The organism is Catenulispora sp. EB89 (assembly GCF_041261445.1).
Classification (GTDB): domain Bacteria; phylum Actinomycetota; class Actinomycetes; order Streptomycetales; family Catenulisporaceae; genus Catenulispora.
This window is the reverse complement of record NZ_JBGCCU010000025.1, coordinates 80,733-94,458: the sequence shown is the minus strand read 5'-3', so window position 1 is coordinate 94,458 and position 13,726 is coordinate 80,733. Positions and strand designations below refer to the sequence as shown.

Here is a 13,726-nt window from a genome sequence, read left to right as displayed (position 1 = left end):
CGCGACGACAGACCGTGCTCCGCGTTGTATCCGCACCCCACCCACGCCTCTCGGGAATCACAACCCGAGATCGTCGAGCTCCTTCAAGAGGTCCGACCGCGGGCTGCCCGGGAGACTACCGCCCTTGGCCGATTTCCGGCCACCGCTCTTGGCCGGTTCGGGCAGGACCTTGGTGTCCGACAGGCCGCCGTCGCCCAGCGTCTCGCCGCCCCCGCCGCGCCCCGCCAGCGCCGCCGCGCCGCGCTCGCGCAGCAGCCAGCCGGCCAGCACGCCGCCGATCGCCCCGCCGAGGTGGCCGAGCCAGGACACGTGCGGCACGCCGGGCAGCGCGGCGGTGAGCAGGTAGGCGTAGGACAGGGCCATGACGCAGCCGATCAGCACGTCGACCAGGTGCCGGTCGAACAGGCCCTTCACGATGACGTAGGTGAAGTAGCCGTAGACCAGGCCGGAGGCGCCGACGGTGTTCGAGTTGCCCTGCGCGAACCAGACCATCAGGCCACTGCTGAGCGTGATGATCAGGGTCACCATCAGGAACTTGCGGACTCCCCGATAGGCCGCCAGGAAACCGAAGACGAACAGCGGACCGCTGTTGCTCTCGATGTGCTGCCAGCTGTAGTGCAGGAAGGGCGAGGAGACGATGTCGCCGAGGTGGCCGACGTTGCGCGGGATGATGCCGAAGTGGGTGGACAGCCGGTAGTTGGTCGCCCAGTTCACCACCTGCACCGCCCAGATGAGGGCGATGAAGCCAACCATGACGTACAGCGCTTTGCGCGCCTCGTACAGCACTTCCTCGGCGCTGCGGCCGTCCGCTGGCCCGTCCATCCGGTCCCCCAAGTGTCTTCGCGTTGTATCGCGTTAGTCCAGGAAAAGCGTAGCGGTCGCTGTCCGAGGACGCATCCACCTTGAGAGGGAGAAAAGAGACGTCGAAAGGCGCATACGGCCCTCGCGAGTGGTCCCGGGGGCCCACCGAAGTGGCGCGAACCACGTCCGCATCGTGCGGCCGGTTCACGCAGACGGCCCTAAACTGCGAAACGACTGTCCCTACCCCACCCGCGGTATAGGTCCTTCGGACCTGTACACCGGGGGCAGGGCATGGGCCCGAGGAAAGGGATTGCCCGTGCGCAAGGTTCTGATCGCCAATCGTGGCGAGATCGCGGTCCGGGTCGCCCGGGCGTGCCGGGACGCCGGTATCGGCTCCGTCGCGGTCTACGCCGACCCGGACCGGGACGCGCTGCACGTCCGGGTCGCCGATGAGGCGTACGCCCTGGGCGGCTCCACCCCCGGCGACTCGTACCTGGTCATCGCCAAGCTGCTGAAGGCCGCCGCCGACTCCGGCGCGGACGCGGTGCACCCCGGCTACGGCTTCCTGTCGGAGAACGCCGAGTTCGCGCAGGCGGTCATCGACGCCGGCCTGACCTGGATCGGCCCGCCGCCGGCGGCGATCAGCTCGCTCGGCGACAAGGTCTCGGCCCGGCACATCGCGCAGCGCGCCGGCGCCCCGCTGGTGGCCGGCACCCCGGACCCGGTGACCGGCGCCGACGAGGTGGTGGCCTTCGCCCGCGAGCACGGCCTGCCGGTGGCGATCAAGGCGGCGTTCGGCGGCGGCGGCCGCGGCCTGAAGGTCGCCCGGACGCTGGAGGAGATCCCCGAGCTGTACGAGTCGGCGGTGCGCGAGGCGGTCACCGCCTTCGGCCGCGGCGAGTGCTTCGTCGAGCGCTACCTGGACCGGCCGCGGCACGTGGAGACCCAGTGCCTGGCCGACCAGCACGGCAACGTCGTGGTGGTGTCCACCCGCGACTGCTCGCTGCAGCGCCGGCACCAGAAGCTGGTCGAGGAGGCCCCGGCGCCGTACCTCAGCGAGGAGCAGATCGCGGAGCTGTACCGGGCCTCGAAGGCGATCCTGAAGGAGGCCGGCTACTACGGCGCGGGCACGTGCGAGTTCCTGGTCGGCCAGGACGGCACCATCTCCTTCCTGGAGGTGAACACCCGCCTGCAGGTCGAGCACCCGGTCAGCGAGGAGGTCACCGGCCTGGACCTGGTCCGCGAGATGTTCCGGATCGCCGACGGCGAGGAGCTGGGCTACGGCGACCCGGAGGTCCGCGGTCACTCGTTCGAGTTCCGGATCAACGGCGAGGACCCGGGCCGCAACTTCCTGCCGGCCCCCGGCGTGGTCACCACCTGGCGGCCGCCGTCGGGTCCGGGCGTGCGCCTGGACTCCGGCATCGAGCAGGGCGCGGAGATCGGCCAGAACTTCGACTCGCTGCTGGCCAAGCTGATCGTCTCGGGCCGGGACCGCAAGCAGGCCGTGGAGCGCGCGCGCCGGGCGCTGGCCGAGTTCGAGATCGACGGCATGCCGACCGCGCTGCCGTTCCACGTCGCGGTGATGGACGACCCGGCCTTCACCCCGGAGGAGGGCCCGTTCCACGTCCACACCCGGTGGATCGAGACGGAGTTCGACAACACGATCCCGGCGTACGCCGGGACGCCGGGCGAGGCCGCGGAGGCCGGCGAGCGCACGACGGTCGTCGTCGAGGTCGGCGGCAAGCGCCTGGAGGTGACGCTGCCAGCCGAGCTCGGGGTGTCGGCCACCGGCGGCGGTGGCGGGGCCGGCGGGCGCGCCGGCGGCAAGGCGGCGCCGAAGCGGGGCGGCGGCGCCAAGGGCGGCGCGGCGGTCTCCGGCGACGCGCTGACCGCGCCGATGCAGGGCACGATCGTCAAGGTCGCGGTCGAGGCCGGCCAGGAAGTCGCGGCCGGGGACCTGATCGTGGTGCTGGAGGCGATGAAGATGGAGCAGCCGATCAACGCGCACAAGGCCGGGACGGTGACGTCGATCGCGGCCGAGGTCGGGGCGACGGTCACGGCCGGCACGGTGCTCTGCGAGATCAAGGACTAAGGCGGGTCCACGGCTGAGGCGGCGCCACGGCTGAGCCTGGTCAAGGACTGAACGCCGGCGTGGCCGGTGGGCCCGTCGTACGCGATCGCGTGCGGCGGGCCTTCGCCGTGGCGATCGGCTAGCCTCGGGGAATGGATCACCTTCTTGCCCGCCGGGGAAGGAGGACGTCCGCCGTCCTCCTTGCGGGCTTCGCTCTTCTGCTCTCAGTCTTCTTCTGGAGCGGCGGCTCAGCACGTGCCGCCGACTCGACGATCGGCTCGGTCGCTTCGGCGCTCAAGGACAAGCCGGTCTATGTGGATCCGGGCGCGCCGGTCCAGCTGAGCTCGGCGCAGATCGACTCCGTGGTGTCGCAGATCCACGGGATGCACTCCGGGACCGCGGTGTTCATCGCGATCCTGCCGGACAACCCCACGTTCCATCAGGGCACGCTGCTTCAACAGTTGCGGAACAAGGTCGGCCTGTCGGGCGTCTACGCCGCGAGCGTCGGCCACAGCTTCCAGGCGCTGGACTTCTCCGGCTCGCTGCACACCGGGCAGGCCAACGGCCTGGCGGTCGCGGCGGCCAAGGGCAGCGGCGGGAATCTGGACACGGTGCTGACGACGTTCGTGTCCTCCGTCGACTCCGCGGTGAGCACTGACGGCCGCGCGACCTCCGGCGGGAAGTCGTCTTCTTCTTCCAAGTCCGGAGCGGGCGCGCTCATCCTCATCGTGGTGCTGGTGGTCATCGCCGGCGGCACGTATCTGGCGGTCGCCGGCCGCAAGAAGCGGCGGGCGAACCAGCGGCGGGCGGTCGAGCTGGACGGCTTGAAGCGCGCGGTCGACGAGGACATCACCGCCTACGGCGAGGTGCTGGACCGGCTGGACTTCTCCCCCGGCGACCCGGCCGCGACCGACGAGATGCGCGCCGACTACAGCAAGGCCCTGGATCAGTACGAGGCGGCGAAGAAGGCGGCCGCGGCGGCGCAGCGCCCGGAGGACATGAAGAACGTCACCGAGGCGCTGGACGAGGGCCGCTTCGCGCTGGCCACCCTGGACGCCCGGCGCACGGGAGCACCGCTGCCGACGCGGCGCCCGCCGTGCTTCTTCGACCCGCGCCACGGCCCGTCGGTGGGCGAGGTGACGTGGGCACCCCCGGGCGGCGCGCCGCGTCCCGTACCGGCGTGCGCCGCGGACATGACGCGCGTGGACACCGGACAGGAGCCGCAGGTGCGGCAGGTGGAGACGGCGTACGGACCGCAGCCGTACTACAACGCAGGACCGGCCTACGCGCCCTGGGCCGGCGGCTACTTCGGCGGCTCGGTACTGCCCGCGCTGATGATCGGCACGGTGATGGGCTCGATGTTCGGCGGCCACGACACCTACGTCGAGAACAACTACTACGACAACGGCGGCGGAGGCGGCTGGGGCGACGGCGGCTCCGGCGGCGGAGGCGACAGCGGCGGCTCCAGCTGGGGCGACTCCGGCGGCTCCTCGGACTGGGGCGGCAGCGACTGGGGCGGCGGAGGCGGCGACTCCGGCGGCGGCGGCTCGGACTGGGGCGGTGGCGGCGGCGGGGATTGGTGACCGCAGGGGCTCTGGCCCAGATTCCGTGAAACCGCCTTGTGGTCGGGTAGCCGGGTGGCCGGGTAGCCGGGTGTCACCGGCAGCCGGAGTGCGTGCTCGCCGTGCCGCCGGCCTCAGTCGGCGGCCTGGCCGCCCGCATCGAGGGTTGCCATGGCGGCTTCCAGCAGCTCCACCCGCATGTCGTCGGCGAGTTCGCCTTGTCCTGCCACGAGTGCGGCCATCGTGCCTTCCTTGACGGCGGCGACGGCCATCCGGGCGCGGATGACACGAACGGGAGATGGGTCTCGGCCCGCCACGGCCAGGATGATCAGCTCCGTCTTCCCGACGAAGTCGTGGCGTTGGGAGTGCTCCTGCAGCACGGAAGCGTCCCCGGACTGCAACGCCATGTAGGCGGCCGGATGTTTGGCCTGTAGGTCGATCAGAGCGGTGAGCAACTCCTGCGGTGTCCGGCCGGCGGCGTCTTCGGCGATGGCCGCGATCTCGGCTGCCGGCTCCGCGACCAGGGCGGAGAGGATGGCCTCCTTGGATTTGAAGTGGTAGTAGAGCGCGCCTTTGGTGACGCCCAGCGCGTCTGCGAGATCTGCGATCGACGTGACCGTGTAGCCCTTGGTCCCGAACAGCTGTCGCGCCGCGTCGAGGATGTCCGCCCGCATGTCGCGTCGCTGGGAAGGAGTCATGAGGTCAGCATACTAAACGTTCGGTACGTCGTTGACATACTGAACGACCGGTATGTAGCCTGGCTTCATCGACCGGGTGATCGACTCTCCCAAGGTGATGAGGACCGACATGACTGACGAAGCGGTACTGGATGTGGTTCGCCGCTACCACGAGGCCTGGACCACGACCAAGAACTTCGATGCGGCCGCGCAGCTGCTCGCGGACAGCCTCACGACGGACCTTCCGGTCAGCGTGTTCGCGGACAAGCGGGAATTCGTGGAGGCGATCAGCAAGTTCGGCGAACGCGTGTCGAGCGTCCAGCTGTTGTCCGCATGCGCCGGCCCGGGCGAGGCGGTGATGGTCTACGACCTGGTGCTCGACCCGCTCGGCCCGCTGCGGATCGCCGAGCAGTTCACGGTGGTCGACGGCCAGATCACCTTCATCCGCCAGGTGCACGACACGGCAGCCATGCGCGCGGCGCAGACATTTCAACGACCGGAGCAGTGATCTCATGGCACAACGCACCTGGTTCCTGACCGGCGCCTCTCGCGGATTCGGCCGCAGGTGGGCGACCGCGGCACTCGACCGCGGCGACCGCGTCGTCGGGACCGCTCGCGACCCCCGCACGATCGGCAACCTCGCCGAGCGTCATCCGGACACCTTCCTCGGGCTGGCCCTGGACGTCACCGACCGCTCAGCCGTGTTCGCCGCGGTCAAGGCCGCCCACGACCACTTCGGCGAACTCGACGTCGTCGTCAACAACGCCGGCTACGGCCAGTTCGGGATGATCGAGGAACTGTCCGAACAGGAGGCCCGCGACCAGATCGAGACGAACCTGTTCGGTGCGCTCTGGGTCGCCCAGGCCGCCCTGCCCTACCTGCGCCAGGCCCGCAAGGGCCACATCTTGCAGGTCTCCTCGATCGGCGGGATCACCGCGTTCCCCGGGATCGGGATCTACCACGCGTCCAAGTGGGCGCTCGAAGGCCTCAGCCAGAGCCTGGCACAGGAGGTCAAGACCTTCGGTGTGCATCTGACGCTGATCGAACCGGCCAGCTACGCGACCGACTGGGGTGGCGCCTCGGCCAAGCGCGCGACCCCGATCGACGCCTACGCGCCGGTCCGCGAGGCGACGGCGAAGCGATTGTCGGCCAACCCGCCCGGGGATCCGGACGCTTCCGCCGCCGCGATACTCAAAATCGTCGACGCCGAGACGCCGCCGCTGCGGGTGTTCCTCGGCTCCGTGCCATTCACTGTCGCCACGAACGAATACGCCAGCCGGCTCGAGAACTGGCGCCAGTGGCAGCCGATAGCTGAGCTCGCCCAAGGCGGCTGAGCGCGCTCCAGGAGTGCCTGGCGCCTCAGCCGGCCCGCCACTCCGGCAACCCCGGCAACACCTTCGCCGCCACCGTCCGCTCCAACCGCCCGGCATCGCTCTGCGCCATCGCCGACCCGTCGGCCATCATCACGTCGACCGCGTAGACCCCGGCCCCGCCGCTGGGTGCCCAGGCCACCTCCAGGCGGTTCACCTGATGCCCGCCCGAAGCTCCCGACAGCAGCGCCGCCGGGTGCCCGGCCAGCTGCTCCGTCTGCTTCAGCGTCGCGCTCTTGCTCGTCGACAGGATCACCGCGTACTGGCCCACGACCCACTCGACGTGGACCTCCTGGTAGTCCGCCGGGGTGCTGCCCGGGACCGCCATCTGGCCGCCGTAGGCGGTCTGCGCGCTCGGGACGCCCAGCAGCGTCGGCAGTTCCGCCTTTTCCAGCGCCGTGCACAGTTTCGCGCCGTCCTGGGCCGCGGTGCTCTGCGACGCCGCCTGGCAGGGGTCCGGTTTCGGGTCCTTCCAGGTGACGGTCAGCGCCACCGCTCCGGCCACCACGACGCCGCCGAGCGCCAGGGCGGCGATGATCTGGAAACGGGTGCTGCGATGCGAGTCCTTCACGAATGTCGCCCCCTGTCGCTACCGGCCGGTAACCTGCCCGAAGGCGACCATCCTGGCAGCGGTGGCGGAGGTCGGACAACCCCCGGGGCGGGACCGGGGCGGGACCGGGGCGGGACCGGGGCGCGACCGAGCCGGGACCGGGACTGAGGCGGGGCCTCAGTCCTCGTCCTTCACGTCCGCGTGCAGCCGGCGCGCGGCCTCGGCGATCGAGCCGGACAGCGACGGGTACACCGTGAACACCGAGGCGACCTGGTCCACCGTCAGGTGCAGGTCGACGGCCATGGTGATGGGGTGGATCAGCTCGCTGGCGCGCGGGGCGACGACCACGCCGCCGACGATCGTGTCCGAGCCCTTGCGGGAGAACAGCTTCACGAAGCCGTCCTTGAAGCCCAGCATCTTCGCGCGGGGGTTGGAGTCCAGCGCCAGCTTGTACTCGTTGAAGCCGGGCGAGTCGTGGTGCGCGTTGACGTTCGTCTGGCCGACCGTGGCGACCTCGGGGCTGGTGAAGATGTTGGACGACACCCGCTTGAGGTTGATCGGCCACACCGCCTCGCCGAGCGCGTGGTACATCGCGATCCGGCCCTGCATCGCGGCCACCGAGGCCAGCAGCAGCACGCCGGTCACGTCCCCGGCCGCGTAGACGCCGGGCGCCGAGGTGCGCGAGACCCGGTCCACCTCGATGTGGCCGCTCTTCGTCAGCTCGACGCCGGCCTCCTCCAAGCCCATGCCCTCGGTGTTCGGCAGCGAGCCGACGGCCACCAGCACGTGCGAGCCCTCGACCGTGCGGCCGTCCTCCAGGGTCACGATCACCCGGTCGCCGTCGCGGACCGCCGAGGCCATGCGCGAGCGCGAGAGCACCCGCATGCCGCGGCGGCGGAAGACGCTCTCCAGCACCTCGGCGGCGTCGGCGTCCTCGCCGGGCAGGACCCGGTCGCGGGAGGAGACCAACGTCACCGCCGAGCCCAGCGCCTGGTAGGCGCCGGCGAACTCGGCGCCGGTGACGCCCGAGCCGACCACGATCAGCTCCGGCGGGAGCTCCTTGAGGTTGTAGACCTGCTTCCAGTTCAGGATGCGCTCGCCGTCGGGCATCGCCTCGGCCATCTCGCGCGGGCGCACGCCGGTGGCCAGCAGGATCACGTCGGCGTGGTAGACCGCGACAGTGCCGTCCGGGAGGTCCACCTCGACCTGGCGGTCGGCGGTCAGCCGGCCGCGGCCCTTGATGATCTGCACCCCGGCCTTGCTCAGCGACTCGGCGATGTCCACGGACTGCGCCGAGGCCAGGTTCTTCACCCGGCGGTTGACCTTCTCCAGGTTCACGCCGCTCACGCAGCTGCCGCCGACCGAGACGCCTCCGATGCGGATCCCCAGCTCCTCGGCCGACTCGAACGACGACATCACATCGGCCGTCGCGATCAGCGTCTTGGACGGCACACAGTCGGTGAGCACCGAAGCCCCGCCGACGCCCTCGTGCTCGACGAGCACGACCTCCGCGCCGAGTCGGGAGGCCACCAGCGCCGCCTCGTAGCCGCCAGGTCCGCCGCCGATGATCACGATCCGAGTCACGTGCACCATTGTCTCGCACGAAAACTAGTTGGCGTCACCGGATAGCCTGGATCGGCTAGCGACTAGTCGGAAACCAGGTAGATAACCGTGAGCAACCCCGCCCAGGACTTCGCGGCGGACGCGCCCATCAGCCAGGTAGCGGAATCGCCGTCTCTGAAGGAGACCTTCCGCGAATCCCTCACCGTTCTGCGGATCAGCCAGTTCCGGCTGGTCCTGTTGGAGCGCCTGCTGTCCACGTCAGCGACCGGCATCTCGTCCGTGGCGCTGTCCTTCGCCGTGCTCGCCGTCACCAGGTCCGCCGCGCACCCGGACGGGAACGCCGCCGCGGTCTCCTTCGTGCTGGCCGCGCAGCTGGCCCCGATGCTGGTCTTCACCCTGGTCGGCGGGGTGCTGGCGGACCGGTTCCGGCCGCAGCGGGTGATGATGGCCGCCAACTTCTCGGCCGCCGCCGGCGAGGGCCTGGCCGCGGTGCTCATGCTCACGCACGCCGCGAACACCTGGAACCTGCTGGTCGCCGCCCTGCTCATGGGCACCGGCGGCGCGCTGTTCTACCCCTCGTCGCAGTCGCTGATCCCGCGGCTGGTGCCGGAGGAGCGGATGCAGGCCGCCTCCTCGCTGTCCCGGCTGGCCCAGTCCTCGATGCTGATGCTCGGCGCGGCGGTGGGCGGCGTCCTGGTCACGGCCTTCGGGCCGGGCGAGGCGATGGGCCTGGACGCGGTGCTGCTGCTGATCGGGACGCTCCCGCTGTTCCGGATCACGGTCACCGCGCTGGAGCGCGCCGCCGAGAAGGCGCCGGGCATGCTGCACGAGCTGCGCGAGGGCTGGATCGAGGTCCGCTCGCGCACCTGGCTGTGGGCGGTCATCGCCTGCTACGCCGCCGTGCTGGCGGGCTGGTTCGGCGGGTTCTCGGTGCTCGGCCCGGAGGTGGCCAAGGCCCGCCTCGGCGGCGCCGGGGCCTGGGCGCTGATCATCAGCTGCGACGGCCTGGGCATCCTGCTCGGCGGCGTCGCCGGGCTGATCTACCAGGTGAAGCGGCCGATGTTCGTCGGCACGATCCTCACCTTCGCCTTCGCGCTGCCGCCGATCGTCATGGGCCTGGGCGGGCCGCTGTGGGCCATCTCCGCGGTCTCGGTGCTGGCCGGGTTCTCCGGCGAGTACTTCATGATCCTGTGGACCGTGGCGCTGACCCGGCACATCCCGCAGGACAAGCTCGCGCGGGTCTACTCCTACGACGCGCTGGGCTCGCTGAGCGCGTCCCCGTTGGGATCGCTGGTGGCCGGGCCCGCCGCGAACGCGTTCGGGACCAGGGCGGTGCAGCTCGGCGCCGGGGCGGTGATCATCGGCGCGACCGGGCTGACGTTCATGTCCTCGCAGGTGCGGCAGCTGCGGGCGGACGCGCCGGTGCTGTCGACCCTGACCGCGCCGCTCGGCGAGGAGCCGGCTCCAGGGTTCGTGGCGGTCTGACGCCAGGGGGCCCGCGGGGTTCGCAGGGTCCGCAGGGTTCGCGGGGCCTGCGGAGTCCGCAACCTCCGGGACACCGTCCGCGAACCCCGCGCTGTACGCTCACCAGGTGACGAACAGCGCTGACCCGACCCAGGACCCCTACCAGCTTGCCGAGACCGCCGGCGCCAGCCTCACCGAGCTCGCCGGGCGGCACGACGTCGCCGTGGTCATGGGCTCCGGCTGGGCCGAGGCCGCCGACGCGCTCGGCACCCCGGACTGGGAGTCCCCGGTCGACGCCCTGCCCGGCTTCGCCGCGTCCACCGTCGTCGGGCACGCCGGCAAGGTGCGCTCGGTGACCGTCGGCGGCACCAAGGTCCTGGTCTTCCTGGGCCGCACGCACCTGTACGAGGGCCGCGGCGTCGCCTCGGTCGCGCACGGCGTGCGCACCGCGGTGGCCAACGGCGTGAAGACCGTCGTGCTCACCAACGGCTGCGGCGGGCTGCGCTCGGACATGCACGCCGGCCAGCCGGTCCTGATCAGCGACCACCTGAACCTGCAGAGCGAGTCGCCGATCGTCGGCGCCCGCTTCGTGGACCTCACCGACCTGTACTCCGCACGGCTGCGCGAGCTCGCGCGCACCGTCGACCCGAGCCTGGCCGAGGGCGTCTACCTGGCGCTGCGCGGCCCGCACTTCGAGACCCCGGCCGAGATCCGCATGTTCCGCGGCTGGGGCGCCGACCTGGTCGGCATGTCCACCGCGCTGGAGGCCATCGCGGCGCGTGAGGCGGGGGCCGAAGTCATGGGTATCTCCCTGGTGACGAACCTCGCCGCCGGCATGACCGGCGAGCCGCTGTCGCACACCGAGGTCATGGAGACCGGTGCGGCGTCGGCTGCGTCCCTGGGCACGTTGCTCCAGGGCATCGTCGAGAAGATCTGACCGGCCCGGAAGGGGACGCGATGACGCAGAGGACTGAGCGAGGCACCGGCCCGGACGCCGGTGCCGGCGGCTCCACGACGACCAGCACCGCCACCGACGCCAGCACTGCCACCGGCACCGCCGAGAGCACCGCCACCGACACCAGCATCGGCACCAGCACTGGCACCGCGATCAGCGAGGCGCTGTTCGCCGCCGCCCGCGCCTGGCTGGCCGAGGATCCCGATCCGACGACCCGCACGGAGCTCGCCGACCTGCTGGAGGGCGCCGAGTCCGGCGACCCGGTGGCGTACGGCTACCTGGAGGACCGCTTCGACGGCCGCCTGCAGTTCGGCACCGCCGGCCTGCGCGGCGAGCTCGGCGCGGGCCCGAACCGGATGAACCGGGTGACCGTGTTGCGCGCCGCCGCCGGGCTGGCCGCCTTCGTCACCGAGCAGCACGGCACCGGGCAGGTCGTGGCGATCGGCTACGACGCCCGGCACAACTCGCGCCGCTTCGCCGAGGACACCGCCGAGGTGATGCTCGGCGCCGGGCACCGGCCGTACCTGATGCCGCGCGAGCTGCCCACGCCGATGCTGGCGTACAGCGTGCTGGCGCTCGGGGCGCAGGCCGGCGTCATGGTCACCGCGAGCCACAACCCGGCACGGGACAACGGCTACAAGGTGTACCTCGGCGACGGCTCGCAGATCACGGAGCCGAACGACGCGCTGATCGCCGCGAAGATCGACGCGGTCGGGGCGCTGGCGGACGTGCCGCTGGGCCGGGTCGAGAACGCGGAGGCCGTGCCGGAGAGCGTGATCGAGTCCTATGTGGCGCGGTCGTTGGAGCTGATGCCGGGCTCCCCCGAGCTGGACCTCACCTACGTCTACACGGCCATGCACGGCGTCGGCTACGAACTGGCCCGCAGAGTCCTGACGAACGCCGGATTCCCCGAGCCGATCAGCGTTCCGGAGCAGCAGAAGCCCGACCCGGACTTCCCGACGGTCTCGTTCCCCAACCCGGAGGAGCCCGGCGCGCTGGACCTGGCGTTCGCCCTCGCCGAGGAGCACCACGCCGACCTCATCATCGCCAACGACCCCGACGCCGACCGGATGGCACTGGCCGTGCCGGACCAGGCGGCGCCGGGCGGCTGGCGCCGGCTCTCGGGCGACGACGTCGGCCTGATGCTCGGCCACCACCTGGCCACCGCGGGCCGCCGGGGAACCTTCGCGACCTCGATCGTCTCCTCCGAGGGACTGGCCGCGATCGCCGCCGACGCGAAGGTCGACTACGCACGGACGCTGACCGGATTCAAGTGGCTGTCCAAGGTCCCGGACCTGGCCTTCGGCTACGAGGAAGCGATCGGCTACTGCGTCGATCCCGCACACGTGAAGGACAAGGACGGCGTCACCGCCGCACTGACCGCCGCCGTGCTGGTCGCCGGGCTCAAGGCGAACGGCCGGACGCTGCTGGACTACCTCGCCGAGGTCGACAAGATCACCGGCAACCTGGTCACCACGCAGCTGTCGATCCGCAGCAACGACCCCGAGCAGATCCAGACGATGATGCGCACCATGCGCCGGAACCCGCCGGCCGCGCTCGGCGGGGTCGCGGTCGCCGAGGTCGGCGACCTGTCCGCCAACGGCACCGCGCTCCCGCCGGAGCAGGGGCTGCGGCTGGCGCTGGACGGCGGCTGGATCGCGGTGCGGCCCAGCGGGACCGAGCCGAAGCTGAAGTGCTACATCGAGCTCGGCGACCGCGCGGCCGCCGACCGGTCGCCGGTGGTGGCGCGGATCGCCGCCGTGCGCGCCGAGCTTGAGGAGTGGTTCGCGCAGTTCGCGTAGCAACCGGATTCGCGCAGGACGCGGAGCAAGCAGAAGGGCGGCCGATCACTCGATCGGCCGCCCTTCACACGTCTTCGTACGCCTCTAGAAAGCCCCGGCGATCGCCGCCACCAGCAGCGCCACGCTCACCACGAACGGCGCCAGCGTGTACCAGGTCCAGGTCACCGCGGTCGGCGCCGCGTTCTCCACCGACGTCGTGCACACGCGCTGGCGGTCCCGCATCTCCACGACTGCCTGGTCGGCGAGCGCCATGTGCTCCAGCGGGTCCTCGCGCAACGACTTGGGGCGGCCGTAGCCGGCGGCGCCGATCGCGCTGCCGGCGATGTCGCCGGCGCCGGCGGCCTGCCGCGCGGACTCGGCGCGGGCGACGCGGGCCTGCTTCGCCACCGAGCGGTCGGACTTGCGGCGCTCGTGCATCGAGACCGGGACCGACCAGATCGTGAACTTGCGCGCCTTGCCCTCCTCCGCGACCGTCTCGACCACCAACGACAGCTTGGCCGAGACGGACTCGACGCGCGGCCAGCTGATGTCGATGCGGCGGAAGGGGTTGCGGATGGTGAGGTGGTCCGCGTGGCTGAAGGCGGCCGGGTAGATACCGCCGACCACGCCGCTGACCAGCATCACCAGACCGACCATGGAGCCGACCGGGTGCTTCTCCGATCCCAGGCCGAACGCGAACAGGAAGAGCGCGCCGAAGGCCACCAGCACGGCGCCGGTCCCGAGGGATCCGACGGTCCGGTAGGAGGTGGGCTTCTCGACCGGCGACACGGTCGTGTCGTCTGTCGGGGCCGGGGATTTGAGTCGCATACTCCCGATTCTGCCACCGACCGTCCCACGCTCCGAGACCGAGAAGCGATTGTGACTAAGTAGTGATCGGCAAGACCTGCCATTTCTCCACGTAGAGCGCACCG

At 71.3% G+C, this 13,726-nt stretch carries 12 protein-coding genes; 7 read left to right on the top strand and 5 right to left on the bottom strand.

Going from position 1 to position 13,726, the window contains the following annotated elements:
- Window positions 1–57: 57 nt before the first annotated feature.
- Window positions 58–822, bottom strand: coding sequence for a rhomboid family intramembrane serine protease (locus ABH920_RS38610; protein WP_370354254.1), 765 nt, complete (start codon window positions 820–822; stop codon window positions 58–60).
- Between the two features lie 295 nt (window positions 823–1,117).
- Here ABH920_RS38610 and ABH920_RS38605 point away from each other — a divergent pair, with 295 nt between their 5' ends.
- Window positions 1,118–2,893 carry a biotin carboxylase N-terminal domain-containing protein gene (locus ABH920_RS38605; protein ID WP_370354253.1) on the top strand — a complete coding sequence of 592 codons (1,776 nt, stop codon included), beginning with the start codon at window positions 1,118–1,120 and terminating at the stop codon, window positions 2,891–2,893.
- Window positions 2,894–3,024: 131 nt separating this feature from the next.
- The gene (locus ABH920_RS38600) at window positions 3,025–4,455 is read left to right on the top strand and encodes a hypothetical protein (RefSeq protein ID WP_370354252.1); all 1,431 of its coding nucleotides are present in this window, start codon (window positions 3,025–3,027) and stop codon (window positions 4,453–4,455) included.
- 113 nt (window positions 4,456–4,568) lie between these two features.
- On the opposite strand, the gene ABH920_RS38595 is transcribed toward ABH920_RS38600, so the two are convergent.
- Window positions 4,569–5,108, bottom strand: a complete 540-nt coding sequence (locus ABH920_RS38595) for a helix-turn-helix domain-containing protein (protein WP_370354251.1) — start codon at window positions 5,106–5,108, stop codon at window positions 4,569–4,571.
- A gap of 133 nt (window positions 5,109–5,241) precedes the next feature.
- Here ABH920_RS38595 and ABH920_RS38590 point away from each other — a divergent pair, with 133 nt between their 5' ends.
- Together ABH920_RS38590 and ABH920_RS38585 are read left to right on the top strand one after the other, a co-directional pair.
- Window positions 5,242–5,619, top strand: a complete 378-nt coding sequence (locus ABH920_RS38590) for a hypothetical protein (RefSeq protein WP_370354250.1) — start codon at window positions 5,242–5,244, stop codon at window positions 5,617–5,619.
- A 4-nt stretch (window positions 5,620–5,623) separates the two neighbouring features.
- On the top strand, window positions 5,624–6,445 hold the full coding sequence (locus ABH920_RS38585; RefSeq protein ID WP_370354249.1) for an SDR family oxidoreductase: 822 nt from the start codon (window positions 5,624–5,626) through the stop codon (window positions 6,443–6,445).
- A 25-nt stretch (window positions 6,446–6,470) separates the two neighbouring features.
- On the opposite strand, the gene ABH920_RS38580 is transcribed toward ABH920_RS38585, so the two are convergent.
- Window positions 6,471–7,052, bottom strand: a complete 582-nt coding sequence (locus ABH920_RS38580; protein WP_370354248.1) for a DUF6215 domain-containing protein — start codon at window positions 7,050–7,052, stop codon at window positions 6,471–6,473.
- A 156-nt stretch (window positions 7,053–7,208) separates the two neighbouring features.
- The gene (locus ABH920_RS38575) at window positions 7,209–8,624 is read right to left on the bottom strand and encodes an NAD(P)H-quinone dehydrogenase (protein WP_370354247.1); all 1,416 of its coding nucleotides are present in this window, start codon (window positions 8,622–8,624) and stop codon (window positions 7,209–7,211) included.
- A 78-nt stretch (window positions 8,625–8,702) separates the two neighbouring features.
- Between ABH920_RS38575 and ABH920_RS38570 the strand changes: the two genes are divergently transcribed.
- The 3 genes from ABH920_RS38570 to ABH920_RS38560 all read left to right on the top strand — a co-directional run bounded on the left by ABH920_RS38570 (window position 8,703) and on the right by ABH920_RS38560 (window position 12,815).
- Window positions 8,703–10,079 carry an MFS transporter gene (locus ABH920_RS38570; protein ID WP_370354246.1) on the top strand — a complete coding sequence of 459 codons (1,377 nt, stop codon included), beginning with the start codon at window positions 8,703–8,705 and terminating at the stop codon, window positions 10,077–10,079.
- A gap of 106 nt (window positions 10,080–10,185) precedes the next feature.
- A complete protein-coding gene (locus ABH920_RS38565; protein ID WP_370354245.1) occupies window positions 10,186–10,995 on the top strand; it encodes a purine-nucleoside phosphorylase in 810 nt (269 codons plus the stop codon).
- A 20-nt stretch (window positions 10,996–11,015) separates the two neighbouring features.
- Complete coding sequence (locus tag ABH920_RS38560) at window positions 11,016–12,815, top strand: phospho-sugar mutase (protein WP_370354244.1); 1,800 nt, start codon at window positions 11,016–11,018, stop codon at window positions 12,813–12,815.
- An 84-nt stretch (window positions 12,816–12,899) separates the two neighbouring features.
- Here ABH920_RS38560 and ABH920_RS38555 read toward each other — a convergent pair whose 3' ends face one another.
- The gene (locus ABH920_RS38555) at window positions 12,900–13,622 is read right to left on the bottom strand and encodes a PH domain-containing protein (protein WP_370354243.1); all 723 of its coding nucleotides are present in this window, start codon (window positions 13,620–13,622) and stop codon (window positions 12,900–12,902) included.
- Window positions 13,623–13,726 lie beyond the last annotated feature (104 nt).

Excerpts from the sequence above, each read along its gene's own strand:
- ABH920_RS38600 (WP_370354252.1), top strand. The coding sequence starts at position 3,025 with ATGGATCACCTTCTTGCCCGCCGGGGAAGGAGGACGTCCGCCGTCCTC.
- ABH920_RS38560 (WP_370354244.1), top strand. The coding sequence starts at position 11,016 with ATGACGCAGAGGACTGAGCGAGGCACCGGCCCGGACGCCGGTGCCGGC.
- ABH920_RS38590 (WP_370354250.1), top strand. The coding sequence starts at position 5,242 with ATGACTGACGAAGCGGTACTGGATGTGGTTCGCCGCTACCACGAGGCC.
- ABH920_RS38595 (WP_370354251.1), bottom strand. The coding sequence starts at position 5,108 with ATGCGGGCGGACATCCTCGACGCGGCGCGACAGCTGTTCGGGACCAAG.
- ABH920_RS38585 (WP_370354249.1), top strand. The coding sequence starts at position 5,624 with ATGGCACAACGCACCTGGTTCCTGACCGGCGCCTCTCGCGGATTCGGC.
- ABH920_RS38610 (WP_370354254.1), bottom strand. The coding sequence starts at position 822 with ATGGACGGGCCAGCGGACGGCCGCAGCGCCGAGGAAGTGCTGTACGAG.
- ABH920_RS38555 (WP_370354243.1), bottom strand. The coding sequence starts at position 13,622 with ATGCGACTCAAATCCCCGGCCCCGACAGACGACACGACCGTGTCGCCG.
- ABH920_RS38575 (WP_370354247.1), bottom strand. The coding sequence starts at position 8,624 with ATGGTGCACGTGACTCGGATCGTGATCATCGGCGGCGGACCTGGCGGC.